Annotated in this window: 22 protein-coding genes; 11 read left to right on the forward strand and 11 right to left on the reverse strand. The window is 64.6% G+C overall.

Annotated features, from left to right (window positions below):
* Positions 1-43: 43 nt before the first annotated feature.
* The 8 genes from ABIV12_RS03025 to ABIV12_RS03060 form a co-directional block, all read right to left on the reverse strand.
* Positions 44-1,540: a hypothetical protein gene (locus tag ABIV12_RS03025; protein ID WP_348056090.1), complete on the reverse strand. Its 1,497-nt coding sequence runs from the start codon at positions 1,538-1,540 to the stop codon at positions 44-46.
* 30 nt (positions 1,541-1,570) lie between these two features.
* Positions 1,571-3,034 (reverse strand): hypothetical protein, encoded by a 1,464-nt coding sequence (locus tag ABIV12_RS03030; protein WP_348056092.1) that lies wholly within the window; start codon positions 3,032-3,034, stop codon positions 1,571-1,573.
* Between the two features lie 606 nt (positions 3,035-3,640).
* Positions 3,641-3,844 (reverse strand): FAD-linked oxidase C-terminal domain-containing protein, encoded by a 204-nt coding sequence (locus ABIV12_RS03035; RefSeq protein ID WP_348056130.1) that lies wholly within the window; start codon positions 3,842-3,844, stop codon positions 3,641-3,643.
* 51 nt (positions 3,845-3,895) lie between these two features.
* Complete coding sequence (locus tag ABIV12_RS03040) at positions 3,896-5,341, reverse strand: hypothetical protein (protein WP_348056094.1); 1,446 nt, start codon at positions 5,339-5,341, stop codon at positions 3,896-3,898.
* Between the two features lie 135 nt (positions 5,342-5,476).
* Positions 5,477-6,847, reverse strand: a complete 1,371-nt coding sequence (locus ABIV12_RS03045; protein WP_348056096.1) for an FAD-linked oxidase C-terminal domain-containing protein — start codon at positions 6,845-6,847, stop codon at positions 5,477-5,479.
* Between the two features lie 31 nt (positions 6,848-6,878).
* Entirely contained in the window at positions 6,879-7,460 is a 582-nt protein-coding gene (locus tag ABIV12_RS03050) for a BON domain-containing protein (protein ID WP_348056097.1), read from the reverse strand.
* A gap of 69 nt (positions 7,461-7,529) precedes the next feature.
* Positions 7,530-7,925 (reverse strand): YraN family protein, encoded by a 396-nt coding sequence (locus ABIV12_RS03055; protein ID WP_348056099.1) that lies wholly within the window; start codon positions 7,923-7,925, stop codon positions 7,530-7,532.
* Positions 7,922-9,757 carry a penicillin-binding protein activator gene (locus tag ABIV12_RS03060; protein WP_348056101.1) on the reverse strand — a complete coding sequence of 612 codons (1,836 nt, stop codon included), beginning with the start codon at positions 9,755-9,757 and terminating at the stop codon, positions 7,922-7,924. Before ABIV12_RS03060 ends, ABIV12_RS03055 begins: the two co-directional genes overlap by 4 nt.
* Before the next feature lie 126 nt (positions 9,758-9,883).
* On the opposite strand from ABIV12_RS03060, the gene rsmI reads away from it, so the two are divergent.
* The 8 genes from rsmI to ABIV12_RS03100 all read left to right on the forward strand — a co-directional run bounded on the left by rsmI (position 9,884) and on the right by ABIV12_RS03100 (position 20,112).
* Complete coding sequence (rsmI, locus tag ABIV12_RS03065; RefSeq protein ID WP_348056103.1) at positions 9,884-10,717, forward strand: 16S rRNA (cytidine(1402)-2'-O)-methyltransferase; 834 nt, start codon at positions 9,884-9,886, stop codon at positions 10,715-10,717.
* Positions 10,718-10,815: 98 nt separating this feature from the next.
* Positions 10,816-11,802 (forward strand): MoxR family ATPase, encoded by a 987-nt coding sequence (locus ABIV12_RS03070; RefSeq protein ID WP_348056105.1) that lies wholly within the window; start codon positions 10,816-10,818, stop codon positions 11,800-11,802.
* Positions 11,803-11,865: 63 nt separating this feature from the next.
* Entirely contained in the window at positions 11,866-12,798 is a 933-nt protein-coding gene (locus ABIV12_RS03075) for a DUF58 domain-containing protein (protein ID WP_348056107.1), read from the forward strand.
* Positions 12,795-13,331, forward strand: coding sequence for a DUF4381 domain-containing protein (locus ABIV12_RS03080; RefSeq protein ID WP_348056109.1), 537 nt, complete (start codon positions 12,795-12,797; stop codon positions 13,329-13,331). The genes ABIV12_RS03075 and ABIV12_RS03080 overlap by 4 nt, the downstream gene beginning before the upstream one ends.
* Entirely contained in the window at positions 13,324-14,328 is a 1,005-nt protein-coding gene (locus ABIV12_RS03085) for a VWA domain-containing protein (RefSeq protein ID WP_348056111.1), read from the forward strand. Before ABIV12_RS03080 ends, ABIV12_RS03085 begins: the two co-directional genes overlap by 8 nt.
* A complete protein-coding gene (locus tag ABIV12_RS03090) occupies positions 14,325-16,265 on the forward strand; it encodes a VWA domain-containing protein (RefSeq protein WP_348056113.1) in 1,941 nt (646 codons plus the stop codon). Before ABIV12_RS03085 ends, ABIV12_RS03090 begins: the two co-directional genes overlap by 4 nt.
* Before the next feature lie 71 nt (positions 16,266-16,336).
* Entirely contained in the window at positions 16,337-18,052 is a 1,716-nt protein-coding gene (locus ABIV12_RS03095) for a BatD family protein (RefSeq protein ID WP_348056115.1), read from the forward strand.
* 53 nt (positions 18,053-18,105) lie between these two features.
* Positions 18,106-20,112 (forward strand): DUF2961 domain-containing protein, encoded by a 2,007-nt coding sequence (locus ABIV12_RS03100; protein ID WP_348056117.1) that lies wholly within the window; start codon positions 18,106-18,108, stop codon positions 20,110-20,112.
* 143 nt (positions 20,113-20,255) lie between these two features.
* Here ABIV12_RS03100 and ABIV12_RS03105 read toward each other — a convergent pair whose 3' ends face one another.
* Both ABIV12_RS03105 and ABIV12_RS03110 read right to left on the reverse strand, forming a co-directional pair.
* Positions 20,256-20,828 carry a porin family protein gene (locus ABIV12_RS03105; RefSeq protein ID WP_348056119.1) on the reverse strand — a complete coding sequence of 191 codons (573 nt, stop codon included), beginning with the start codon at positions 20,826-20,828 and terminating at the stop codon, positions 20,256-20,258.
* Between the two features lie 235 nt (positions 20,829-21,063).
* A complete protein-coding gene (locus tag ABIV12_RS03110; protein ID WP_348056120.1) occupies positions 21,064-21,864 on the reverse strand; it encodes a S1/P1 nuclease in 801 nt (266 codons plus the stop codon).
* A 260-nt stretch (positions 21,865-22,124) separates the two neighbouring features.
* Between ABIV12_RS03110 and ABIV12_RS03115 the strand changes: the two genes are divergently transcribed.
* The 3 genes from ABIV12_RS03115 (at position 22,125) to gap (ending at position 25,206) form a co-directional block, all read left to right on the forward strand.
* Positions 22,125-22,496: a BlaI/MecI/CopY family transcriptional regulator gene (locus ABIV12_RS03115; RefSeq protein WP_348056122.1), complete on the forward strand. Its 372-nt coding sequence runs from the start codon at positions 22,125-22,127 to the stop codon at positions 22,494-22,496.
* Complete coding sequence (locus ABIV12_RS03120) at positions 22,486-24,072, forward strand: TonB family protein (RefSeq protein ID WP_348056124.1); 1,587 nt, start codon at positions 22,486-22,488, stop codon at positions 24,070-24,072. The genes ABIV12_RS03115 and ABIV12_RS03120 overlap by 11 nt, the downstream gene beginning before the upstream one ends.
* A 120-nt stretch (positions 24,073-24,192) precedes the next feature.
* On the forward strand, positions 24,193-25,206 hold the full coding sequence (gene gap / locus ABIV12_RS03125; protein ID WP_348056126.1) for a type I glyceraldehyde-3-phosphate dehydrogenase: 1,014 nt from the start codon (positions 24,193-24,195) through the stop codon (positions 25,204-25,206).
* A 79-nt stretch (positions 25,207-25,285) separates the two neighbouring features.
* Here the strand turns inward: gap and ABIV12_RS03130 are convergent.
* A partial coding sequence (locus tag ABIV12_RS03130) for a GNAT family protein (RefSeq protein ID WP_348056128.1) occupies positions 25,286-25,576 on the reverse strand: 291 nt, incomplete at its 5' end.

Below are 25,576 nucleotides of genomic sequence, written 5' to 3' on the forward strand. Positions count from 1 at the left end.
CACCCCTCGATCAGCGAGTGAGTGCCGCGTTATGGCTTGCCGATTACTCGGCAGCGGCTCCCCCGGAGGGCGAGTTCTCGCACGGGGTGCACGACATCGTCGAGCGATGCGCGAACGTTGCGCCGTAATTGGCCAGTCGGCCAGGCGCGGCATTGGTGTTGACGATGTTGTAGACCATGAATCCGATCGACGGCAGTCCATTCAGCGCAACGGGCGTGGGCCAGTTCATTCCACCTGTCAGCGCGTGCGGTTCGAGCGCATCGTTGAAACCGATGCGTGCCCAACCGGCATCACCATCAGATGCGTTACCAAACAGCGGGCCGAACACGGTCGACAGCTGCGAACCAAATACGCCTGACGGCGCGAACGTGCCCGTGTCCGGAACGAAGCGGATGGCATTCACTTCATAGGGAAGCATGAACGGTACGAGCGCCGGGCAGAGAATTCCGCACCCCTCCGCTGGCGGCCGGTTCGACTGATGAAACCCTTCCTGATCGTAGATGTCGAGACCGAGTGAAACAGACGAATGGCCACCGTTGAAGGTTTCCACGAAAGGAGCACCCGCTGTATTGCCCACCAACGCCGGATCGACATAGAACCGCTTGGTCGGAAACGTGACGATCCAGTCGGTGTTGGCGCCGAGTCCGGCCGATACCAGGTAATCGTTGCTGATCGAATCTGCCATCAATACCGCGCTGACCGCATCGATGCCGCGCGGGTAGTCGAGCGTCAGGACCTCACCGGAATCGGTCGGTACCGTGGCAACCGCGCCGCCAGTGAATGCGGAGCCGTCGGTATTGGCCCGAGCCAGCGAATCATGGTCGACATCCGCAACTGTGTCGGTGAACGCGACGCTGGTGAAACCGGAGAGCGCGTCGGCTGCGTAGGCGAAAAACGTGCCCTCACCGACATTGACGATGGAGGCGGACCCGCGAAGTCCGGTGGTGGGTGTCACCAGATCGGCACCGAATCCATTCGCCGTGATCGCGTCGCACCCCGCTGGACTCCCGCCTCCGGGCGAGCCGTCCTGCACGTGCGTGATGCGCTGGTCAGTTGCGCTGCCAGCGACGATGTCGCCATCGGCAATGATTTCGATATGGCCTTCGCGGGTTCGCGCGATCGTCTGCGGACCGCTGTCGGTCGAGCCCGGTGCGCCACTGTAATTGGCTGCCGAGAACGGCGGCCCCGCATCGACGATCTGCGGAAAGGTGCAGCTGTGATCCGTGGTCGTGATCTTTGCGCCGGAGCTCGAGTCGACCTGCGAAACCGCAGCGCTCCAGATGTCGTGCGCCGACAGGAACAGGGTGAAGTCGAGCACGGTTCGCCCATTGTAGCCTTCAAGAAAGCGGACCTTGACCGCCTTGCCGACATCCGAGGAGTTGACCACCGACAGCAGCGTGTCCTGGCCCTTGTTGACGGTGTAGTACGGATAAAGGAGCACCTGTCCGAGACCGTGCGGATTGACGCTGACCGCGTGTGCAACGCCGGTCGTGCATGCACTCGCGATCACGAGAGCAGCTGTGAGCGTGCTGATTTTCATCGTCAGGTTCTCCATTCCGAAAGTGCTTTCTCAGCGCGAAAAAGATGCGCGGCCGTAAAGGGTGCGCTTCGCGTGCCGGAACAATCCGCCATAGTTGGCCAGGCTTCCCGCCTGCGCATTGGCGTTGACGATGTTGTAGACCATGAAGCCGGTCACCGGCAGGCCGTAGAGCTCCACGGAGTCGTTCGGATTGTCGACGCCGTAGCCCGACAGGACGTGTGCGCGATCACCATAATCGATCGATGCGAGATCGAATTCGACCGTGCCCGCTGAAGCATGAGGTGCAAGATTTGTTGTCAGATTCGATCCGAGGACGCCCGAGACGAGCGGGGCTCCGGGTTGCGCCATGAAACTGATTGCGTTGACCTGATAGGGCAGTGATGGAAGCGGCAGCGGCGGCGGACAAAATCCACAGGGGCCGCCAACCGTCGTGAATCCCTCTTCCTGATCGTAGATCTTCGCGCCGAAGGTCACTTCGGATTTTCCGGGTGCATCGAAGGGCTGGGCAAATGGATAAAAGCGTCCCGATGGATTGGCCGCACGGTCGACATAGAAATGTTTGGTCGGAAACGTGACGATCCAGTCGGTGTTGGCACCGAGTCCGGCGGCCACCAGGTAATCGTTGTGGATCGTGTCCGCCATGAAGACTGCACTCACCGCATCGATTCCATTCGGGAAATCGATCGCGAAGGGAAAACCATCGTCAGCGGCGTGCAACTGGGCGAACACATGCGCGCGTGCGCTCATCACCGACTCGCTCGAATTTGCGGCCATCAGCGAGACGCTCCCGAAGTCGGCTGTTGGCGACGAAAAAGGAATATCGGTGAATCCGCTCAACGCATCGGCGTTGTACGCGAACAACGTCCCTTGGCCGACATTGACGATCGAGCCGCTGCCAAACAGGCCACTGGTCGGCGTCACCAGATCCGCGAGCGTTGCGATGTACGACTCCGCAGTCAGCGGACAATCACCGGGCAATGTTCCGCCCGGCTCGATGCCCTGAATGCGCAAGATGCGCGCGTCCGTCGCGCTGCCCGGGACGATGTCACCCATCGCGATCGCTTCGAACGATCCCTCGCGCGTGCGCGTTGCTCCTTGCGGGCCACCGTCGTTGAAACGACTGGTCAGGAAAGGTTGGCCCGCCGATCCAATCGCCGGGTAGGTGCAGGAATGATCAGCGGTATGGACGGCGGCGCCGCCCGCGTCGCTGGTCTGGCTGAGTGATGCTGTCCAGGTCTCGTGCGCGGCGAGGAAGACGCCAAACTCCAGCACGGTCTGGCCGTTGTAACCCTCCAGAAAACGGACCGCCACCAGTTTTCCGAAGTCGGAACCGTTGACCAGCGAGACCAGGGTGTCCTGACCTTTGTTGACGGTGTAATACGGATAGACGAGCGCCTGGCCCAGGCCGCGTGGATTGAGGGTGACGGCCTGTGAAACGCCGGCACACGCGGCAAGACCCAGCGGCAACCAGCGTGCGAGCGATGAACGTTTCATGTCGCATCTCCTTCGTCGAAGATCCATCAGGATTCTTCGCCCGTCCGTGGATATCTTCAAAGGCGCAGATGGTGAGGTGATCGCCGTTGAAAGACGTTCACGCTGGGCGCTGATTGCGACACGATGACAACGCCGCGAGCCAAGATCGTTTTGAGATCCCCGATTCCCATCAATCACCGGTTTGCGTCCGTCGATCCGGTACCGTCTCGCTAAAGCGCGCGTCTGCTCCCATCGGTGACTCTGCGGGATGAAATGTGGTTCGTGCATCCACGTGTCCATCGGCCGCGAGGGGCTCGACGCATCGCAGGGCAGCGCAGGTGTACGGCCGGTTCCGCCTCGGAATCTCAGTGCAACGGAACCCGGAGCCGTCTGGTGGAAGGCGAGCTGTTTCCGAAAATCGTTGGAACGGTTTCGACACGGGAAGAAACCCGTGGTGCACCGTTGCGCATGCCTGCGCGGCAGGGACATTCAATGTCATTGGCTCACTCCGACGTGAGGTGTCGCGACAACGTCAGGCGATCTGTGCCGCCGTGCTACCGGAGGCTACTCCTGCGAGGAGTGTCGTACAAGCGGCCATTGCACGTGCCGGGATCGACTGCGCAGCGATCAATCCGGCAGCAGGTTTCCGTGATTGAGAATGCCGTCCGGATCAAACTGCCGCTTGATTGAACGCATCAGCGCGAGCACGACCGGATCGATCGCGCGCGTCATGAATGCACACTTCGCGAGACCGGTACCATGCTCGCCGGAGAGCGTTCCGCAAAGTCGGATCACGGCGTCGAACCATCCGTTGAGCGCCCTGACGGAGATCGGCGGTCACATGCGATGTCCGTCCACATCGGAGCGTGGCAGGCCGACCGCTCAGCGGAAGCAGATTGCTGGATCCAGATAAGTCTGGGCAAAGCAGGCCGTCGTGCGATGCGCGAACGTGCCGCTGTAGTTGGCCAGCTTTCCGGGCGCCGCGTTTGCGTTGACGATGTTGTAAGCCATGAAGCCGACGACCGGAAACCCATACAGGCCCGCGCCGAATCCAGAGACTTGCAGCGAGTGAAGACCTTGTCCCGACGTGCCACCCAGACCCGTGCGATGGCGTTCGACATCGAGGCGCATGGTTCCGGCATTTGCAGGCGGCGCATAATTCCGGGTGAGCGACGAACCAAATACGCCGGATCTCGCGCCGGCGGCGGCGCCGCGCAGGAAGCTGATGACGTTCGTGCTGTAAGGCGGACGAATGGTCTCCTCGTCCACCGTCAGCCGATTGCCCTCCGTGTCGTAGAACGCTGCATCGGATCGTTCAAAGAGTCCGACACCGGAATTTGCACCGTCGTTGTAGCCCGGATAGATCGGATCCTGATAAAAACGTCGGGTCGGGAATGTGAGCACCCAGTCCGTGCTCGCGCCGAGGCCGGGTTCGATCAGGTAATCGTTCTGCAGGCTGTCGGCCATCAGCACCGCGCTGACCGCATCGATCCCGGTGTCGAACTGGAGCGCGTAGGGAGTGACGAGAGTGCCAAAACTCGCGTTTTCGCCGAACACGTTCGCGACCAGGTGGCCACCCGCGCCGGTGTCGGAATTCGCCTGTTGCAGCGAGGGTTGTAACGGCGACATCGTTTCGGTGTAGAGCGGAACGCTCGTGAAATTGTCAATCGCGGTCGGCAAGTACGGATAGTAGATGCCGTCGGCCACCTTGATGATCGCAGCGGAGCCGGTCAGCCCCCCGCCGATCACCCCGATATGGCCGACAATCGACGAAAAGATCGTCGCGCAATCGATCGGCGGTATCTCGAACGGAAAAGCTGTCAAGACGGTTCCGCCCTCGGCGAACTCCACGGCGGCGCTTTCGATGACCTCGACGAACCCCTCGCGGGTGCGCGTGAGGTCATGTGGTCCGCTGTCGGCTGCCAGCGCGCCGCTGCCGTCGTAGCCGGAGGCGGTGAACGCCAGGCCTGTGGCGGGAATCGCCGGCCGCGTGCAGCTCGCATCCGCTGTCGTCAACCGGGCACCACCTGCATCCGAGACCTGGCTGATCGCTGCGGACCAGGAATCGTAGGCCGTGAGATGCACGTCGAGATCGAGCGCGGGTCGGCCCGCTCGCCCTTCGAGGAAACGCACGTGTGCGACCTGGGCATAAACAGTGGGATTGGACACCGAGAAATAGGTGTCCTGCCCGCTGTTGACCGTGTAGTACGGGTAGAGCAGTACCTGTCCACGGCCTTGGGGATCGATATTGACTGCGTGTGCTGGCGCACAAAAACCAGCGATGGCGCACGCAAGCGCGATCGCATTCGCGACGTCCTGATGTCTCACGGTGCTCACTCCGATGTGAGGGGGAATTCGTGGGTATTGCCCAGGCGATCGATGCCGCCGTCGCTGGAGCATACTCCCGCGTCCGTCGTCGAAACAGTTGTTTTGTAGCGGCCTGCGTCGGACGAAAGTGCGACGTCAATCGGGCAACAGCTTGCCCGGATTGAGGATGCCGTCTGGATCGAACTGCGCCTTGACGCGGCGCATCAGCGACAACGCATTGGCATCGACCGCGCGCGTCATGAATGCACGTTTCGCGAGTCCGATGCCATGCTCGCCGGACAACGTGCCGCCGAGGCGGATCACCGCGTCGAACAATCCATCGAGCGCCTGTTCGGCGCGCGCGTGTTCGGCGGCGTCACGCGGCAGCAGGTTCACGTGCAGGTTGCCGTTGCCTGCGTGGCCGAAACAGACGATCGGCAATGCGAACTTCTTTGCAAGTGAACGCGCGACGGCGACGAGTTCCGGCACGTGGCTGACCGGCACGACCACATCTTCATTGATCTTGTTCGGCGACAACGTGCGCAACGCGGGCGAGAGCGCCTTGCGCGCTGACCACAGCGTGGCGACTTCCGCGTCGTTCGCCGCGATGCGCAGCTCGATCAATCCCTCGCCACGCGCGGCGTTTGATACGGCGTCGACCGAAGGGCCGAGCGTGTCCGGCTCGCCATCGACTTCGATCACCAGCATCGCGCCTGCAACGGGAATCGAGTCGCCGGCATGCGCGCGTGCAAGCGCGAGGCATTGGTCGTCGAGGAACTCGAGCGCGCATGGAGTCACCGGCTGCGCCATGATGCGCGCGACCGCATGCGCCGCACTGTCGACGTTCGCATACGTTGCTCGCAGGGTGCGCCGTGCGGATGGCAGCGGGGCCAGCTTCAGCGTCGCCTCGGTGACGATTGCGAGCGTCCCCTCCGAACCGATCACCAGCCGCGTCAGGTCGTAGCCGGTCGAGCCCTTCGTGGTTGCGCTTCCGCAGCGGAATGCGTCGCCGCTACCGGCAACGCCGCGTAAAGCGAGCACGTTGTCGCGCGTTGCGCCGTACTTCACCGCGCGTGGCCCGCCCGCATTGCAGGCAATGTTGCCGGCGATGGTGCAGAACGGGGCCGACGTCGGATCCGGTGGCCAGAACATCCGGTGAGGTGCGAGCGCGATCTGCAGATCGCCGTTAAGGACGCCCGGCTCGACGATCGCGATGCGGTTGTCCGGATCGATGCCGAGGATCCGGTTCATCCGCTCGAAGCTCGCAACGATCCCGCCGCTGACCGGCACGCTCGCGCCGGTCGTGTTGGTGCCGCGCCCGCGCGCGACCAGCGCGATGCGATGGCTGCGGCAGATGCGCACCAGCTCAGTGACCTGCTCGTGCGACGTCGGAAACACCACCGCGTCCGGCATCGCCTGTCGACGCGAGTTGTCGTATCCATAGACAAGGCATTCGGCCTCGTCGGTGGTCAGCGCGTCTCGGGCGAAGACCAACTGCAGCTCGGCAATGGCGGGAGACGGAAGCATCGTGTTTGCCGGGCCGCGCAATGTGCGCCCGTCAGTCCAGGTACTCGAAAACCTTCACGACCCGCTCGACACCGGCGGTGTCGCGCGCAATGCCGACGACCGCGTCTTCTTCCTCGTGCGTGACCTTGCCCATCAGGTACACGACGCGGTGCGCGGTTGTGACGTTGACGCGCGTGGGATCGAACCCTTCGAGGCTGGTGAGATCGAGAAATCCTGTTTTCACATGCGCGGTGATCGTGTTGTCGCGACGGTGCGACCAGAAGCCTTCCGGTTCGCGGATCTCCAGCTCGTTGACGATGCGGCGCGTGTTGCCGAATCCGCCGACGGTGCGCTCCGCACGCTGCTTGAGTTCCTCGCTGCGCACTTCACCGACCAGCAGCATGACGCCGTTGTACACCACGATGATCACATTGCTCTTGAGGCCAAGTTCCGGATCCTTGTTGATCGCGTCGTAGGCGCCGAGGTACACACGCTTGTCGTCGACATACGAGCCGAAGCCACGTCGATCGTGCGCGGCGCGAGCGCCAGCGGCCGCTCCACCGGCGACCGCGAGAAAGCAGCCGCCGAGCTGGGGCAGCAATCCAACCAGAGCGACGAGGAAGAGCGCGCGCATGCGAGCCGAACGCGATTCAGTGCGGAGGCACGCAACGCGATTCCGGGACAAGACCGTCATGAACAATCCTCAATTCGATTCGAATGCATTCTTGCACCAGTCGAGCGTCGGGGCGGCGACGTCGCCGGCAATCGCAACCACGTCGAAGCGACAGGTACGTTGCGCGAGCCTCGGTTGTGCTGCGAGGAACATCGATGCTGCGCGGATGAGTTTCGCACGCTTGGACGCGCTGACCGAATCGAGTCCATCGCCAAAGTTGGTGCGTGCCGCCGATCCGCGGCGATAGCGCACCTCGACGAACACCAGCGTGCCGCGATCGTCCATCACCAGATCGAGTTCGCCGTGCCGGCAATTGAAATTGCGCGCAACGAGTACCAGACCCGTCCGCTGCAGGTGCGCCAGTGCGATGTCCTCGTAACGCGCGCCGGCCGAGCGGGTGTCGAGGCCGTCGGCCGTCGGGGTCATTGCTGCATCGGCGCTGCGTTGAGAGCGCCATCGGCAGGTTGCGCCGAGCCATCGCGAAAACGCGCCCAGCCGACGGTGCGATGGATGCGCCCGAACGTGTCTGCGGTCAGTTCGCCGGTGGCGCCGCCCAGATACGCTTGCGGATGGGCGAGCAGCCAGTCCATGTACGGCAACAGCGCATACGCATCCATCCCGAACGCGAACAGGCGCGCGCCGACGCCATTCGCGCTGGCGATCTGGCTCGACAGCTGATTGCGGTCCGGCCGACCGGGAATCGGTCCGAGCACCCACGGCGCGTCACAGAATTCGACGCCGTCCAGGTCGCGGTCGAGCGACGAGTTCGCATCGCCCGAATAGACGTGCGACGTCGCGAAAACGGGCGCGCCGACGTTCGCCACGTGGAGTTGCGGAAGAAGCAGCCGAGCCTGTTGCGGACGCATCGAAATGAACACGCCGGCACCCGGGTCGGAACCGAGCGTTGCAGTCGCCTGCACGATCGCGTTCGAATAGTTCACGTCCTTGTCGCCGAGCCGCGATTCGCCGACCACGAGGCCGCCCGACGCCTCGAATTGCGAACGAAACGCGCGGGCTGCACGCTCGGCCCAGTCGGTGCCGGCGGTGATCACCGCGGCGCGCGTGATGCCGCGATCGTGCATGTGCTCGGCCACCTGGGCCCCTTCCGCGTCCGGCAGCAGTCCGAATTCGGCGCTGCCCGCCGGGGGCACTTCGCCGGTGTCCGGATGATTGAGCGCCAACACCCGCGTCGGCAGTGGCTGGTGGAACAGTTCGCCGACCGCCTCGCGTTGCAATGGACCGACCACATGGTCCGCGCCGTCGGCTACCGCCTTGTTGTAGGCCGCGAGTGCGTCGCCGGGCGTTTTGCCGGCGTCGTAAAGACGCACTTCCGGTCGGCGCGCGGCGTCGTCCGAAAAATACGCAGTCAGGAACCCATCGCGAATCGATTGCGAAACGCCGGCGAGCTGCGCGCCCATCGGCAGCAGCAGTGCCACATGCTTGAGCGACGCGTAGCCTTCCGCTTCGAGTGCGCCATCGGTGCCAGCCTGCATCGTGCCGACCAGGTGACTCGGCCGCGGCAACGCGCGCGCCAGAGGCTGACCCTTGCCGCGCAGCGCCTGCTCCACCCACGGCCGCAGAACGTCATCGGCGGGCAACGCGTCGACGCGCGTCTTCAGTGCGTTCGCGTCCAGAGTGGCGAGTGCGTCATTGAGTTGTCTGCGGTTCTGCTCGCGGTCGGCGCCCTTGAGGTCGCGGTCGAGCAGCGCTCTCGCGTGCGCCGAGGCGAACGCATCGCCGGCACCGAGATCGGCGCGGGCACGAAGCTCGATGGCGCGGATTCGCAATGCCGCAGGCACGTCTCCCATCTCTGCCAGGATGCCCTGGGCTTGCGCGACGTTGCCGTGCGCCAGCGCGATTTCGGCGTCGAGCAGGTCGAGGCGCACGGGCTCGTCGCCATGCAGCCGGCGCCGCTTGATGTCACCGAGCGCGCGCGCTGCACCGTCGAGGTCGCCGCGTTCGCGCAAGGCTTCGGCAGCGCGCAGCGCGTAGTGCGCGTGCGTGTCGCCAGCGGTGTCCTGCGCAAGTGCGAGGAACGCGTTTGCCGCCTGCTCGAGGTCGCCGTGCGCATACAGCTGTTCGGCGCGCTCCGCGTCCGCGGACAGCGGTGCTTCGTCGGGTCCGCTGGAGACCGTTGCGCAGCCCGACAATGCAACGCCGAGCATCGCTGCGAAAACAAGGCGCGCGCTCGATCGGGAACAACCAAAGCGCAGTGGGTCGTGCGCCATCGAAAGGTCGAGCGTCCTGCGTAACGTCATGATCGATGCATCCGCACATGGAAGGCCAGTGCGGCGGGCGTGTGCCTGTGGGCCGCAGGACTGCGATGATAGCCGATCGCATGCGCGCGCCCGATGAATCGCGCCTGACACCTGACGGAGACATCGATGAACGAGAAGCCGGGCCGGTTGTGGATCGTCGCGACGCCAATCGGCAATCTGGACGACCTCTCGCCGCGGGCACGCGCCGTGCTGCGCGACGTCGACGTGATTGCCGCCGAGGACACGCGCCACAGCGCACCACTGCTTGCCCAGGCGGGCAGCCGGGCGCGCATGCTTGCGCTGCACGAACACAACGAACGTGATCAGGCGGCGCGGATCGTCGATCACCTGCGCGCCGGCGAAAACGTTGCGCTGATCTCCGATGCGGGCACCCCACTGGTCAGCGACCCGGGGTTCCGCCTCGTGCGCGCGGCGCGCGAGGCCGGTTGCGAGGTGTCGCCGGTGCCTGGTCCGTGCGCGGCGATCGCGGCATTGTCGGCGGCCGGCTTGCCCAGCGACCGGTTCGTGTTCGAGGGATTCCTGCCGGCGAAGTCCTCCGCGCGGCGCGAGCGGTTGCAGGCTCTGTGTGCCGAATCGCGCACGCTGATCTTCTACGAGTCGAGCCATCGCATCGTCGACTGCCTTGCCGACATGATCGTCGTGTTCGGTGCAGACCGATCGGGTGTGCTTGCACGCGAATTGACCAAGATCTTCGAGACCTTCATCGCGGCGCCGCTCGAGGCGATCGCCGCCCGGGTCGGCGCCGACGCGAACCAGCAGCGCGGCGAATTCGTGCTTCTGGTCGCCGGCGCCGAAGGCGAGGCCGCCGATACGCAGCTTGCCGAAGGCCGGCGCGTGTTCGGCCTGCTGCGTGCGGAACTTCCTCCGGCACGTGCCGCGAAGCTGGCCGCCGCGATCACCGGAGCTCCCCGCAAGGCGCTGTACGGGTCGGCCGACTGAACAATTCCCCTCCGGTCTCCTAAACTTCCGGGCGCCTGTGCTGTCACAGGTGGGCGCCGCCGGCGTGCGATCATTCACCAGACCTCCGAAGCGATCCCATGGACATGCCCGAACCCGTTACCGCCGCAGCCGCTTTTTCCGCGCTTCGCTCCGAGCTCGCCGAATGCATCATCGGCCAGGAAACTCTGATCGACCGCTTGCTGATCGCATTGCTCGCAGACGGCCACCTGCTGGTGGAAGGAGCTCCGGGCCTTGCCAAGACCACCGCGATCAAGGAACTGGCGGCGCGCATCGAGGCCGACTTCCACCGCGTGCAGTTCACCCCCGATCTGCTGCCGGCCGATCTCACCGGCACCGAAATCTTTCGTCCGCAGACGACCAATTTCGAGTTTCAGCGTGGACCGATCTTCCACAACCTGATTCTCGCCGACGAGGTCAACCGCGCGCCGGCCAAGGTGCAGTCCGCACTGCTCGAGGCGATGGGCGAGCGACAGGTCACCGTCGGTCGCGATACCTATCCGCTGCCGGCGCTGTTCCTCGTGATGGCGACGCAGAATCCGATCGAGCAGGAGGGCACCTATCCGCTGCCCGAAGCCCAGCTCGACCGTTTCCTTCTGCACGTGCGGGTCGGATACCCGAACGCTGCGGCAGAAGCGGCCATCCTCAAGTTTGCGCGTGGCCGTGCGCGCGATGCGCTCAGCACAACCGCGGCGCCCGCGCGCGTGTTGAGCCAGTCGCAAATATTCGCCGCGCGCAGCGAAGTGCTCGACCTGCATCTCGCGCCGCAACTGGAGGAATACATTGTGCAGCTGGTGCTCGCGACGCGCGATCCATCGCCGTATGGCCCCGAGCTCGCCCGCTATGTCGCGTATGGAGCAAGCCCGCGCGGCACCATTGCGCTCGATCGGTGCGCGCGTGCGCATGCATGGCTGGCGGGGCGCGACTACGTGACGCCGGAGGATGTGCATGCGATTGCCGCCGACGTCCTGCGCCATCGCGTGCTGCTGAGTTATGAAGCGGAAGCGGAAGGCATCAACGCGGACAAGGTCATTGCGCTGCTGTTGCAACGTGTGCCGCTGCCGTAGCCAGATGCGCCGCCGCGGCCTCCGATCGTTTGTCCCGTCGCATCCGACTCCTCTTTCGCATCCATGTCCCCATCGCATACCAACGCCACCCGCGTCGCCCTCGATGAACTGATCGCGCTGGGCGCGCTTGCGCATGGCGCGAGCCTGATGAAAAGCCGGCGCAGTCCCGCACTGCGTGCCGGAGGCAACACCTCGCGCTGGCGCGGTCGCGGGGTCGATTTTCGCGAGTCGCGCATCTACCAGGCCGGCGACGAGATCCGCCACATGGACTGGCGCGTCACCGCACGCAGCGGCAAACCGCATACGAAGCTCTTCGAAGAAGAACGCGAGCAGGGGCTGTTGCTGGCAATGGATCTGAACCCGGGCATGCGCTTCGGTACCCGCGTGCGCTTCAAGAGCGTGCAGGCCGCACGCGCCGCGGCGTTGCTGGCGTGGATGGCGAGTGCCGGCGGCGATCGCGTCGGCGCACTTGGCTTTGGCGGCGGCATCAACGGCGAAGTGAAGCCGGCCGGCGGTCGTCGGGGTGTGCTGCATGTGTTGCGCGCGCTGCGCGACTGGGACACCGCCGCCGACGCCGTTGCGCAGGAGCCGTTGTCGCGCGCGCTGTCGCGTCTGCGCCGCCTGCTGCTGCCCGGCATGCGACTGGTTCTGTTGACCGACGGTTTCAGCACGGACGCGGAAACGGAAAAATTGTTGCCACAACTTGCCGGACGCCACGACATCGCGGTGGTGCTGCTGCGCGATGCGCTGGAGCTCGCGCCGCCGCCGCCGGGCCGCTACGCGCTGCATCTCGGCGCGACGCGCCGCATCCTCGATTTCGGCGATGCGCGCGTCCGCGGCGCGTGGACCGAGCGTTTCACGACCTCGCGCGAACGGCTGATCGCACTTTGCAAGAAGCTTGGCGTTCGGGTGATCGAACTCGACGGACACGCCGACCTGCGCCGTGCGATCGCTCCGCTTCTTGCACGCAGCCGGATCTCGACGGTGGTGGCATGAGCGCTGCTGCGGCCACTTCGACGCCGATTCCGGGCCCCGAGCTGCGCGACATCCATCTGCCGCCGGCGCCTTCGTGGTGGCCGCCTGCACCTGGCTGGTGGATTCTCGCGGCGCTGGTTCTGGTCGCCCTGTTCTTTGCAACGCGCTGGCTGGTGCGCCGCAAACGCGAACGCGCATGGCGCCGTCGCGTGCATGCCGAACTCGAGCGCATTGCGACCAGCCATGCAGCGCAGCCAGATCCCGCACGTGTCGCGATCGAGGTCTCGCAGCTGCTTCGCCGGGTGTCGATGATGATCGAGCCCGAAGCTGCGGCGTTGCGTGACGATGCGTGGCTTGCGTTCCTCGACGCCCAGTGGCCGAAGAAACGCGCGGACGATGCGCCATTCCGCGGCGAGGTGGGTCGGACGCTTCTCGATGCGCCGTACCGCCGAACTGGCGATGCGTCGGGCAAGCCCGTCGATGCGCGCGCGCTGCTCGATCTGGCGCGATCATGGCTGCGCGCCGTTCTGCCCGGGAGACGCGCCCGTGTTTGAACTCGCTTGGCCGTGGCTGCTCGCTCTCGCTCCGTTGCCCGTGCTCGCTGCGTTCCTGTTGCCGCGTGCGCGCAGTGTGATGACGACTGCGTTGCATCTGCCGCATCTCGGGGTCGTATTGCCCCAACAAGCGGACGTCTCTTCCGTGCCTCGTCTGCGGCGACTGTTCGCGCTGCTTGCGTGGTTGCTGCTGGTGTTTGCTGCGGCACGCCCGCAGTGGCTCGGCACTCCGGAAGATGTGCCCCGTTCGGGGCGCGATCTGCTGCTCGCCGTCGACACCTCGGGCAGCATGAGCATCGAGGACATGCAGCTCGGTGGAGCGTCCGCGCCACGCTTTGCAGCCATTCAGGCGATTGCTTCCGATTTCGTCCACCGGCGCGTCGGCGATCGGGTGGGTCTGATTCTGTTCGGCACGCGCGCCTACCTGCTGGTACCGCTGACGTTCGACCTGAAAACCGTCGGCAAGCAGCTCATCGACGCCACCATCGGGCTCGCCGGTCGTGAGACGGCGATTGGCGACGCGGTCGGACTCGCGGTGAAGCGTCTGCGCGACCGGCCGCAACCGCAACGTGTTCTGGTGTTGCTCACCGATGGCGTGAACACCGCGGGCGAGCTCGATCCCGCCAAGGCAATCGATCTCGCTGTCGCGAACCAGTTGCGCATCTACACGATCGGCATCGGCGCGGATGCCATGCGCGTCAACAGCATCTTCGGAAGCCGCGTCGTCAATCCATCGGCCGAACTCGACGAGAAAATGCTCGGCGAGATGGCCAGCAAAACCGGCGGGCGCTATTTCCGCGCGCGCAACAGCGAAGAGTTGGCTGATGTCTATCGGACCATCGACCAGCTCGAACCGGCCGCCGACACACACGAAAGCCTGCGGCCGATCGACGAACTGTATGCGTGGCCACTCGGCGGTGCCCTGGTGCTCGGCGCATTGGCGTTCGTGGTTCCGTCGTGGCGCGCACGGGTGCTGCGTCCGGTGCAGACGGCATGAACTCCGCGGCGATGCACGCGCTTTCGCAATTTCATTTCCTGCGCCCGCTCGCGCTGCTGCTGTTGCTCGCGCTGCCGCTGTTCTGGTTTGCGTGGCGCAACGGGCGCAGCGATGCAGGCGCGTGGCGCGGTGCGGTCGATGCGCATCTGCTGCCGCACCTGATGGAGCGCATCGATGGCGGCCCCGGGCGCGCCGGCCTCGCACTTGCGGCGCTGTTGTGGGTTCTTGCATGCGTGGCGCTCGCCGGGCCGGCATGGGAACGCGAACCGATGCCACTGTTTCGAAATCAAGCCGCGCGGGTACTCGCCCTGGAGTTGTCCGCCAGCATGCTCGCGCAGGACGAGAAGCCGAGCCGCCTCGCCCGCGCGCGGTTCAAGCTGGATGACATCCTAGCGCGCAGCCGCGATTACCAGACTGCGCTGATCGGCTACGCCGGCGATGCATTCGTCGCTGCGCCGCTGACCGACGACGTGGGCACCGTGCACAACCTGATCGATGCGCTGGATCCGGGCACGATGCCAGTGGCTGGCAACGACACTGCACGCGCGATCGAAACGGGGGTCGACCTGATCGAGCAGGCCGGGCTCCACCGCGGCGAGATCATCCTTCTGGCCGACAGCGCGGGTCGTTCCGCCACCGACGCTGCGCGCAAGGCGAAGGCAAGCGGGGTCACCGTCTCGGTCCTCGGCATCGGCAGCAGCGCAGGCGCACCGATTCCGCTGGCGCAGGGTGATTTCATGAAGGATGCGAGCGGCGGAATCGCGGTTGCGAAGCGCGACGAACAAGCCTTGCGCGCGGTGGCCGATGCGGGCGGTGGTCGCTACGCCGCGCTGGCGCCGGATGCGAGCGATCTCGACACGCTGCTCGGCATTCACGTTGAAGGCATCGAGCCCGGCACCGACGACGCGGCGTCGACAGCGCAAACCGCACAGACTGCGCGTTGGCGCGATCGCGGGCCTTGGCTGTTGTTGCTGCTGGCGCCACTCGCGCTGTGCGGATTCCGTCGCGGCTGGCTGATGGCGATCGCACTTGTGCTGATGAGTCCGGTCCGGCAGGCCGATGCCGCATCGTTTGCGGATCTGTGGCAGCGCTCCGATCAGCAGGCGGCTCACGCATTGGCCGACGGCGATGCAAAGCACGCCGCCGATGTTGCACGCACGCCGGACTGGCGTGGCAGCGCGTCCTACAAGGCGGGCGATTTTGGCGCTGCGGCCGATGCCTACACGCATGTCGACGGGGCAGACGGCGCCTACAACAAGGGAAATTCGCTCGCCAGGCTTGGGCGTTACGAAGACGCAATCGCTGCGTACGACGCTGCGCTGAAAATCGCTCCAGGCATGGAGGACGCGCAGGCCAACCGCAAGGCGGTCGAGGATTTCCTGAAGCAATCGAAACAGGACCAATCCGGGCAGCAAGGTTCGAAAGACCCATCCAAGGATGGCGAGGATTCGCAGAAACAGGACGGCGAGAAAAAGCCGCAGGACCAGCAAGGCGGCGAAAAGGATCAGCAGAAGGGCGAGCAGTCCGGCCAAGGTGACAAGGACAAGCAGCAGGATCCGTCGTCGGGCAAGGGCGAGAAGGACGACAAGAATGCGTCTGACCAGGACGCACAGGATTCCCAGGACAAGAAGCCGTCGTCCAATCCGGGCGATGATGCGAAGGATCAAACTGCGGGCCAGCAACAGGGCGCCGACAAACAGCAGCAGGAGGCCTTGTCCAAGGACATCGACAAGGCGCTGGCCGATGCGCCGAAGCCGGGCGACAAGGACGGCAAGCCGCAGGCCGGAACCCTGCAGGAAGACGAGACCACGCGCGAGAAGAAGCAGGCGCTCGAACACTGGCTGCAGCGCGTGCCCGACGATCCCGGTGGACTGCTGCGGCGCAAGTTCCAGCTTGAGTACCAACGTCGCCAGCAACGCGGAGGAGAAGGCGGATGAGTCACCGACCGGTTTCATCGACGACAGCGCGACGCGCAACGTCGCAGTCGCGCCCAACCCACGCTGCACGATTGGCTCGCCCGGCGTGGGTGGCGATGTGGATCGCGCTGTTCGTTTCGTTCTGCGCACACGCCGATACTCCGACCGTGCGCGCGTGGCTTGATCGCGCGACGATGCAGATGGGGGAAACGGTCACGCTCAATGTCGAGAGCAGCGAGAGCAATGGAACCCCACCGGATTTCTCCGCGCTCAAGCAGGATTTCAATCTACTCGGCACGCAGTCGAGCCAGCAGGTCAGCATCACCAATGGAAGCAGCCAGTCGAAGTCGCTGTGGGCAATTGGTCTCGAACCGAAACACACCGGGCACATCGCGATTGCGCCAATCGCGGTCGGCGACGCGAAGACATCGGCGATCGAGCTCAATGTCGTTGCTCCCGCCACCACCGCATCGGGCAAGGCAGGCGATGACATTTTTCTCGAGGCGACCGTCGATCCGCTGACGCCATACGTGCAGCAGGAAGTGAACTACACGGTCAAACTGTATTTTGCGTTCGACCTCACCGAAGGCAATCTGAGCGAACCGCAGGCGGACGGCATCAGCGTGCAGCGGCTTGGGCAGGAGAAGAAATACGTCGCGACGCTTGGCGCACGGCGCTACAACGTGGTCGAACGCCACTATGCGCTGACGCCCGAGCGCAGCGGCGCGCTCGAGTTGCCTCCGCTCGTTTTTCGCGGCACCGCGCTCGACGTCAATGACCCGAGCGGGTTCTTCAGCCGCGGTCGCTCGGTGAGCGCGCACTCGGAGACCGTGCACCTGCAGGTGAAGCCCAAACCCGCCGAGTGGATCGATGCCGCGTGGCTTCCGGCAACATCACTGCTGCTGAAGGACGAAACCGAACTGCCGACCCAGGTGCGCGTCGGTGATCCGATCACGCGCACGATCCGCGAGCAGGCGCAGGGAATGGGCTTCGAGCAGGTCCCTGAAATTACGCTGGGCGCTGTCGAAGGTGCCGAGGTCTATCCCGACAAAGCGGACACGCGCACGCGTGACGACGGTGAATGGCGGTATGGCGAACGCGTCCGAAAATTCGCGTTTGTTCCGAATCGCCCGGGCACGTTGACGATTCCCGGATTGAAGGTTCGCTGGTGGGACACCGTCCACGATCGCGCGCAAATCGCGGAGTTGCCGGCACACACGGTCCAGGTGCTCCCCGCGGCCGGCGCGGCCGTTGCACCGTCTCCGACGACGGGTGAGGTCGCACAAACCCCTGAGAGTGCGCGCGCAGGCGGCACCGCGATCCTGCCCGGTGCCGGTGTCGTTTCCGAGGATGCAATCGTCGGTCGCACGACCTTGTGGAGGACGATCGCAATCGGCGTGTTTGCCCTGTGGCTGCTCACCCTCGGTGCGTGGTGGCGGTCGCGGCGCGTTCCCTCGCCGGTTGCAGGCAATGCGCCAGTCGCGCCAGACAGTTCCTCGCAACGCGCGGCGTTCCTGCGTGCGTGCGCGATGGGCGAGTTCGCCGGTGCAGAACGTGCGCTGGTTGCGTGGGCGCGCAGCGAACGTTCCGATGTGCGCAATCTCGGCGAGCTTGGTGCGCGCCTCGATGATCCGGCACAACGCGATGCGCTCGCCGATCTTCAGCGCACGCGCTATGCCGGCGCGTCGTCGCAAGGTCTCGGCGCGCGGCTGAAGCAAGCCTTCCAGCGAGGACTTGCGTGGCGGAGTACCGGCGGTGAACGCCGGATCGCATCCGCGCTCCCGGCGCTGTATCCCGAGCGCGACTGATCGCCCGCCCGGCGATGCGCGCGTGCCTCCTCATCGCGTGCGCCATGGTTGGCATGATTCCACTTCGCGCACGCGCGACGGGACTTCCGTGGGAAATCTGGGAATCGCCTGCGCGGCTCGCGACGCTCGACCCGACCGACATTGTGCTGCAGCAGTCCAGTCACTGTCTTGACGGCTGTCGCTACGATCGCAGCAACGCGGGTGCGGAAAGCGGAAACGCGTATCCGGAGCGCTGGTTGTACTCGGAAGGTGATGAAGCGATCGTCTTTGACGAGCGCGGCCCGGGTGCCATCACGCGCGTGTGGATGACCACCGGCTTTGGTACGGCGACCTGCATCGATCCTGCCGTACGGGTGCGCTTCTACGTCGATGGTGCGACGGTACCCACGCTCGATGTCGCGCTGGCAGCAGTGTTTGATGGCTCCATTGCGCCGTTCACCGCGCCTCTGGTTGCCGATCGCGTGCAGTCGAGTGGGGGCTATGTTTCGTACGTTCCAATCGCGTACGCACAATCGCTGCGCATTGCATTGGTGGGCGCGGGCAACGGCGGCGTCAATCCGTGCCAGCCGAATGGCGCGGATCCGGCGAAACGATTGCTCTGGTTTCAGATCCAGCATCACCGCATCACCCCGGGCTCGCTGGTGACTCCGTTCACGCCCGGTCACGACGCACCGGCATGGCGCGCATTCCTCGCGCATGCGGGTGGCGATCCATGGAACGCGATGCTCGCGCCAGAGTCCGAGAACTCCACGATCGCGCCCGGTGCAAAGCTGACGCTCGCAACGCGCGCCGGACCCGGCTGGCTGCGCGGCATCCGGCTGCACCTGCCACGTGCCGCCTATTCGCACGTGAACCTGCGACTCGCATTTGACGGTGTCGACTCGGTCGATGTTCCGCTTGCCGATTTCTTTGCCACGGCACCGGCGTCTGCGATGCCCGCGCGCGGTGTGCTGGTCGGCGAGGATGCCGGGGGATGGTTGTATGCGTGGATCCCGATGCCCTTTGCACACGCAGTCGACGTGTCACTGGTGGCGGCTGCGGATCTGCCGGCGACCATCCCGGTCGCGAGTGCGCTGAGTTTCGACACGCAGCCGGTCTCCGACGACGTCGGCCGATATGCGGCGACACTGTCCGACACGTGCGTGGATGCGGGGCGCATTGCGCTCGCGTCCGCCGACGGCGCGGGCAAGGTGATCGGCGTGTCCGCAAGATATGACGCGAACGGGTCCGGCACGCGTGGTTATCTTGAAGGCGATGAGCTCGCGTCGATTGACGGCGCCATCGCTCCCGCGTGGATTGGCACCGGCGTCGAGGATTTCTACAACGGCGGCTTTTACTTCGATCAGGGAAGCTGGACTGCTGCACTGTCCGGCGCCACCGAAACCGATCCGGACGGGCAGGGCACCACCGCGGTGTATCGCTGGATGCTCACCGATCCTCTGGTCTACTCCAACGGACTGCGGCTCGATCAGGAAGCCGGATACGCGCCGGCGCAGCCCTCTCCGATCTGCGCGCGTACTGTCGCGCACACGTACCGTTCTGCGCAGCCATCGATCGTGACGTATGACGCATTCGAGGTCGGCGATGCCGCAGCCGCCGCGGCGCACGCGTATGCCGCGCCGCCATCGGCAGACTGCGATGTCGTCACGTCGATCTTCGAAGACGAACCGCCAACGTCGCGCACGGCGCTGGTCTGTCGCCATGTGGATGGCAGCAGCCATTTCCATCTTCGGGTTCCGCCAGACGGACACGCGCTGCGCCTGCGACGGACGTTCGATGCGGGCGCTGGAACGCCGGGAGTCATCGCGGGTTCCGCGGCGGCGGACATTCGCATCAATGGCTCGCTGGCCGGGTCGTTCCCGCCAGTCATCGCCAATCCGGCGCGTCGCTGGCAGCAGCAGGACGCGTTGCTCGACGTGGCCGCTGGGACGACCGAGCTGGATGTCGAGATCGAACCCGCATTTGGCGGATCGATGCCGGCGTTCAGCGAATCGCGCTGGACGCTGTACGGAACGTGGGTGGACCGACTGTTCGCCGATGGGTTCGAACCAGACTTCTGACGCGGGGCCCGCGTGCGAATCCTCGCGCTGGACAATCGGCGCAAAAAAACCGGCCTGCGAACGCAGGCCGGGTCTGGGAAAGGCGTCCATGCCTTGCTGCTCCGTTGGAGTGTGGGAAACCGCCGTCGCCGGCGGGCGATGAATCAGAAGCGGTACTCTCCGCCCAGCGACACGAGGCTTGGATTGAAGTCGAGGCCGTTCTTGTTCGCTTTGTAGTAGTCGTAGTTCACACCGACGCTGAAATTGTTGCTGAAGTCGTAACCGACGCCCGCGCCCGCGTACCACTTGTTCGCGTTGTCATCGACGCGAACCGGCACCACGCCATCGAAGTAGCCGCCTTTCACGTCGGCGCGGAAGAAGCCCGTGCGACCGCTGACATACCAGTTGTCGGTGACGTTGAAGTGGCCGTTGACGCCGAGGTTGTATCCGCTCAGTTCGGCATCGCCGAGTGCATTTGCGCCGCGCTTCGGCTGGATGCTTCCGAGGTCTGTGTAACCGCCCTCGATGCCGAGCAGCACGCTCGGGGAAAGTGCCCAGCGATAGCCGACGTTGGCGGTGTAGCCGGTGTCGTTGTCGTCGTAGGAGCCCTTGGACAGGTTCGATTGGCCGACGCTGCCATTGACGAAGAATCCGCTCGAATTGGCGGCATGGCTGGTGGCGGGGAGCGCGGCAAGGCCTGCGCTGGCGAGGGCAATGGCAAAGAGTGCATTTTTCATGAGATTTTTACTCTAACTCTTGGTAGGGAAAGGATTTCTTGGCACCACTTCCTGTGCTGCCCGTCTTCGACTGTCACCTTTGAAATCGGTTCGATTCCGTGGCGGCGGAGCTAAGATGGGATTCAGCTCCGCTATTTCAATACCCATGAGTTTAGTAAATATTCAGGCGCGATTTAGCCTTCTGAACCCCGGTGTGGATAGGGTGCGTGATGTTCACGGGAAGCAGGTCTTTTGATCAGCGGTGCGACTTGCGACCGAGTTCCCGGTTGAGCACCATCGCAAGTCGCGAGGCTGCATTCCGGACGCGTTCCTCTGCGAGTGGCCGCATGCGGACGAGGTACGCATCGTCGAGCCGGTGCGAGTGCGGATAGATTCCAGCGTCGCGCGAGACGCGACAGGATTCTTCCGCCCATTGTCTCGGGCCACCACTGGCCCGCGGCAGAGGCCTCGCCGCGAGCAGGCGTGCCTGACGTTGCCAGCCGATGTGTCGGCTTGCCAGAACGGGCGAGTCCCACACGGCATGCAGATTCGTGCCGCGTCCCTTCCTGCGAATCTGGAAGGCGTTGCCGCCCTTGTCCTTTCGATAACCGGCATGCAGCGGCTGATGCACGTCGCCAATGTAGTGGACGAGAAAGCGCAGTGCCTGTGCGCGCTCGGCGTCCGTGCGTGAGTGGTCGCCGAGCGTGTGCGCGTTGCGTTCGATCGCGGCGACGATGCAGCGTCCACCGGCACACTCCGTCGCCGCGTCGTAGCGACAGCTCGCAGACGCGAAGTTGACGAAATGCGACGGCGCTGTCGATCGCCACAGCGCGCGTTCCTCACGCAGATGGCGCAGATCGTCCGCCCAGGTGGCGACATCGGCGAGCTGGTGATCGTGCGTGACTGCCAGCAGACGCTTCACGTCCACGCGCGTTGCCGGAGCCAACTGATCTTGCGCGAGTTGCGCAACCATGCGGTGTGCAGCGGGTCCCCACGCTCGCGCAACGTTGGGCGACAGCAACAGCAACGCAAACAGCAACATCGGGATGCGGTCCATGCAGGAATCTCCTTGGTGAGTTCAAAGTCTGCCATGAGTCGACTCGGACCACGTGTCCGTGACTCACGCCCGGCGACGATCGCGAGGCACGCACGTCTTCACCACGCCAGGCGCGGTCAGTGAAAGATCGGGGCGGTCAGCAGCTCGAAGGTTCTTCGTGTGCGTGGTGGTTGCGGCGTCCACGTCCGACTTCGCGGGCGCTCTTGACTTCAGCGATTACACGCGTAATCTACGTTCATCGATTACAGGTGTAAACACACGTGAAGATCAGCGAAGCCGAATGTCGCGTCATGGAAATCCTCTGGGCTTCCACTCCCGCGCGAAGTGCCGAAGACATCGTCGCGGCGATCGCGGATGCGCAGGACTGGCAGGAGGCGACGGTCAAGACGCTGTTGAACAGGCTCCTGAAAAAACGCGCGATCTCCGCCCAGCGCGACGGTCGGCGCTATCTGTACCGCGCCGTGATCAAGCGTGGCGACTACGTGCTCGCGGAGAGCCGAAGCCTGCTCGACCGGCTGTACGGCGGGCGCGTCGCACCGTTGGTTGCGCACTTCTCGGAGCGCAGCAAGCTAACGAAGAAAGACATCGCCGAGATCCGCGCACTGATCGAGGAGCTCGACCGTGATCAATGAGACGTTTGCCGTCGTCACCTCGATGATGCTGGCCGGAACGTTTGCCCTCGTACTCGTCCTGCTCACGCGCGTCGCGCTGCATCACGCATTCGGCGCCCAGGTCGTCTACGCAAGCTGGATCATCGTTCCGCTCGCCGCCATGGCGACCGTCCTGCCGGCTTCGGAACGACCGGCGGCAGCGATGGTTCGGGTGTCGCATTCGATCATGGCCATTGCCCAGGCGCCGCAGGCGTCGGTGCCGATCGACTGGCGCCCGTCGTTGATGATCTTGTGGCTCGTCGGCATCGTCGTCGCCGCCTGCGTTCTTGTGGCTCAACAACGGCGCTTCGTGCGAGGTCTCGGTCGTTTGCTGCCTATCGACGATGGCGTGGTGCGTGCGCAATCGGTCGATGGCGGTCCCGCACTGGTCGGCGCCTGGCGCCCGCTGATCGTTCTACCTGCCGACTTCGAGACGCGCTACACACAGATGGAGCGGGAGCTCATCCTTGCGCACGAACGCGTGCATCGGCAACGCGGCGATGCACGAATCAACGCGATCGTCGCCATCACGCGTTGCCTCAACTGGTTCAATCCTCTTGTCCACTACGCGGCAGCATCGTTCCGTTTCGATCAGGAACTGGCGTGCGACGTGTCGGTGATCTCGCGTTTCCCGCATGCGCGCCGGTCGTATGCCGACGCGATGTTGAAGACGCAACTGGCCGGACAATTACGGCAGGAGCTGCAGTTGCCGGTCGGCTGCCGCTGGCCGTCAGGCCACCCCCTCAAGGAGAGAATTCGCATGCTGAAGAAAACGCACCCGACGCGTGGTCGCCGTGCAGCCGGTGTGGTGATGGTCGTCGTCTTCGGACTTGGTGGCGGCTATGTCGCCTGGGCCTCCCAAGCGCCTCGTGGTGCGACGGTCGAGCACGCGGGCGACAAGACCGTGGATGCGGATCTCGTCGTGACCTTCGAAGGCGATGCGCCTGTGCATTCGCGCATGATCAATCCCGTGGGAGCGCCATTCGCGGTCATGGGCGACGGCGTCGATCCGTGGCGGGCGGAGTTCAGAAGCCGTCTGCTCGCCGGAGGCAACATCGAGCTGGCGGTAAAGATTCTGCGCGGAACATCGATCGTCGCAGCGCCCGAGATTGTTGTTCGCCAGTCGGAGACCGGGACGATCGAGGAAGGCAGGCCGGGAGAACCGGGCTTTCTCCGCCTGCAGGCGACGCTGGCTGTGCATGAGTCGGATTGGAAACCCGGAGTGCATGATGAAACAGCGCCAGCGGACGAACGGCATCGCGGGGATACGCCAGCAGAGGAAAACACCAGTTACCGGGAGAGTTTTCCGCCGGTCTACCCACAGTCCGCCATCGACGCGCACACGAGCGGTCATGTGGAGATCAAGGTGTTGGTGGACGAGCACGGCGCGCCGCAATCGGCAGAAGTCTCGAATGCGAATCCACCTGAAGCCGGCGCAGTGTTCGGACCGGAGTCGGTGAGGACCGTGATGCAATGGCGATTCCATCCGGCGCGCAAGGACGGCAAGCCGGTGAGTGGCTACATCCTCGTGCCGATCGACTTCTCGCTCGACGGCTGACCTCTTTGTTGCCGGAAGGATTTCCCGCCAATTGGCCCCGGCAAAGCGGCCCTGTGCGCCCTGAGCGCGGGGCCGCTACAATGCGCGACCCGTTTTCCGCTTACGTCGAGGAGCCGTCTCATGCCCGTGAAGGTCGCGATCAATGGTTATGGCCGCATTGGCCGCAATGTGCTGCGTGCGCTGTATCAAGCCAATCGCAATCACGAGATCCAGATCGTCGCGGTCAACGATCTCGGCGACGCCGCGACGAACGCGCACCTCACGCAGTACGACACCGCGCACGGCAAGTTCCCGGGTGAGGTGGGCGTCGAGGGCGGCGACCTGATCGTCAACGGCGACCGCATCAAGGTCTGTGCCGAACGCGATCCAGCAAAGCTGCCGTGGAAGGATCTCGGCGTCGACATTGTGCTGGAATCGACCGGCTTCTTCACCAGCAAGGCCAAGGCCGGCGCACACATTGCCGCTGGCGCGAAGAAGGTGATCATCTCCGCACCCGGCGACAAGGATGTGGATGGAACTTTCGTGTTCGGCGTCAACGACGACACGTTGAAGGGAAGCTACGAAGTCATCTCGAATGCCTCATGCACGACCAACTGCCTCGCGCCATTGGCGATGGTGCTGCATCAGAAAATCGGCATCGTGCATGGCCTGATGACGACGATTCATTCGTACACCAACGACCAGGTGCTGACCGACGTCTATCACTCGGACCTGCGCCGCGCGCGCTCGGCAACGATGTCGCAGATTCCGACCAAGACCGGTGCTGCGGCTGCGGTCGGTCTAGTGCTGCCGGAACTCAACGGCAAGCTCGATGGCTTCGCAATGCGCGTGCCGACGATCAACGTGTCGGTCGTCGATCTCACGTTCGTCGCAGCACGCGCCACCACGGTCGCCGAAATCGATGCCGCGATGAACGAGGCAGCCGCCGGAAAGCTCAAGGGCATTCTCGGCGTCAACGCCAAGCCGCTGGTATCCGTCGACTTCAACAACGATCCGCGCAGTTCGGTCTACGACGCGACACAGACGCGCGTGATGGAAGGCACGCTGGTCAAGGTGCTGAGCTGGTACGACAACGAGTGGGGCTTCTCCAACCGCATGCTCGACATGACGCTCGCGTTCGCCAACGCGAAATAAAGCGGCGCGGTCGCGGGAGCGGCTTCAGCCGCGTTGCTTGTTTCGACAGCACGTACGAGCATCGCGGCTGAAGCCGCTCCTACAATGGCTTGGATTCATTGCTGCGCGAGTGATGATCCTCGCGCAGCAGTCCATACAGCACGGTGTCCTGCACGCCCCCGCCGACGCGCCAGCGTTCGCGCAGCAGGCCTTCACGCTGGAAACCCGCGCGTTCGACCAGTCGGTATGACGCGACATTGCGTGGGTCGATGTCCGCTTCGATGCGCAGCAAGCCCAGCTGTCCGAACGCGTGATCGATGGCCAGATGGAGCATCTCGCCCGCATACCCACGGCCCCAGTAGGCCGGCCGGAGCGCATAGCCGATTTCGCA

Source organism: Dokdonella sp. (assembly GCF_039926425.1).
Taxonomy (GTDB): domain Bacteria; phylum Pseudomonadota; class Gammaproteobacteria; order Xanthomonadales; family Rhodanobacteraceae; genus Dokdonella_A.

Excerpts from the sequence above, each read along its gene's own strand:
- ABIV12_RS03030 (WP_348056092.1), bottom strand. The coding sequence starts at position 3,034 with ATGAAACGTTCATCGCTCGCACGCTGGTTGCCGCTGGGTCTTGCCGCG.
- ABIV12_RS03025 (WP_348056090.1), bottom strand. The coding sequence starts at position 1,540 with ATGAAAATCAGCACGCTCACAGCTGCTCTCGTGATCGCGAGTGCATGC.
- rsmI (WP_348056103.1), top strand. The coding sequence starts at position 9,884 with ATGAACGAGAAGCCGGGCCGGTTGTGGATCGTCGCGACGCCAATCGGC.
- ABIV12_RS03110 (WP_348056120.1), bottom strand. The coding sequence starts at position 21,864 with ATGGACCGCATCCCGATGTTGCTGTTTGCGTTGCTGTTGCTGTCGCCC.
- ABIV12_RS03060 (WP_348056101.1), bottom strand. The coding sequence starts at position 9,757 with ATGACGTTACGCAGGACGCTCGACCTTTCGATGGCGCACGACCCACTG.
- ABIV12_RS03050 (WP_348056097.1), bottom strand. The coding sequence starts at position 7,460 with ATGCGCGCGCTCTTCCTCGTCGCTCTGGTTGGATTGCTGCCCCAGCTC.
- gap (WP_348056126.1), top strand. The coding sequence starts at position 24,193 with ATGCCCGTGAAGGTCGCGATCAATGGTTATGGCCGCATTGGCCGCAAT.
- ABIV12_RS03055 (WP_348056099.1), bottom strand. The coding sequence starts at position 7,925 with ATGACCCCGACGGCCGACGGCCTCGACACCCGCTCGGCCGGCGCGCGT.
- ABIV12_RS03100 (WP_348056117.1), top strand. The coding sequence starts at position 18,106 with ATGATTCCACTTCGCGCACGCGCGACGGGACTTCCGTGGGAAATCTGG.
- ABIV12_RS03045 (WP_348056096.1), bottom strand. The coding sequence starts at position 6,847 with ATGCTTCCGTCTCCCGCCATTGCCGAGCTGCAGTTGGTCTTCGCCCGA.
- ABIV12_RS03090 (WP_348056113.1), top strand. The coding sequence starts at position 14,325 with ATGAACTCCGCGGCGATGCACGCGCTTTCGCAATTTCATTTCCTGCGC.
- ABIV12_RS03080 (WP_348056109.1), top strand. The coding sequence starts at position 12,795 with ATGAGCGCTGCTGCGGCCACTTCGACGCCGATTCCGGGCCCCGAGCTG.
- ABIV12_RS03105 (WP_348056119.1), bottom strand. The coding sequence starts at position 20,828 with ATGAAAAATGCACTCTTTGCCATTGCCCTCGCCAGCGCAGGCCTTGCC.
- ABIV12_RS03070 (WP_348056105.1), top strand. The coding sequence starts at position 10,816 with ATGGACATGCCCGAACCCGTTACCGCCGCAGCCGCTTTTTCCGCGCTT.
- ABIV12_RS03075 (WP_348056107.1), top strand. The coding sequence starts at position 11,866 with ATGTCCCCATCGCATACCAACGCCACCCGCGTCGCCCTCGATGAACTG.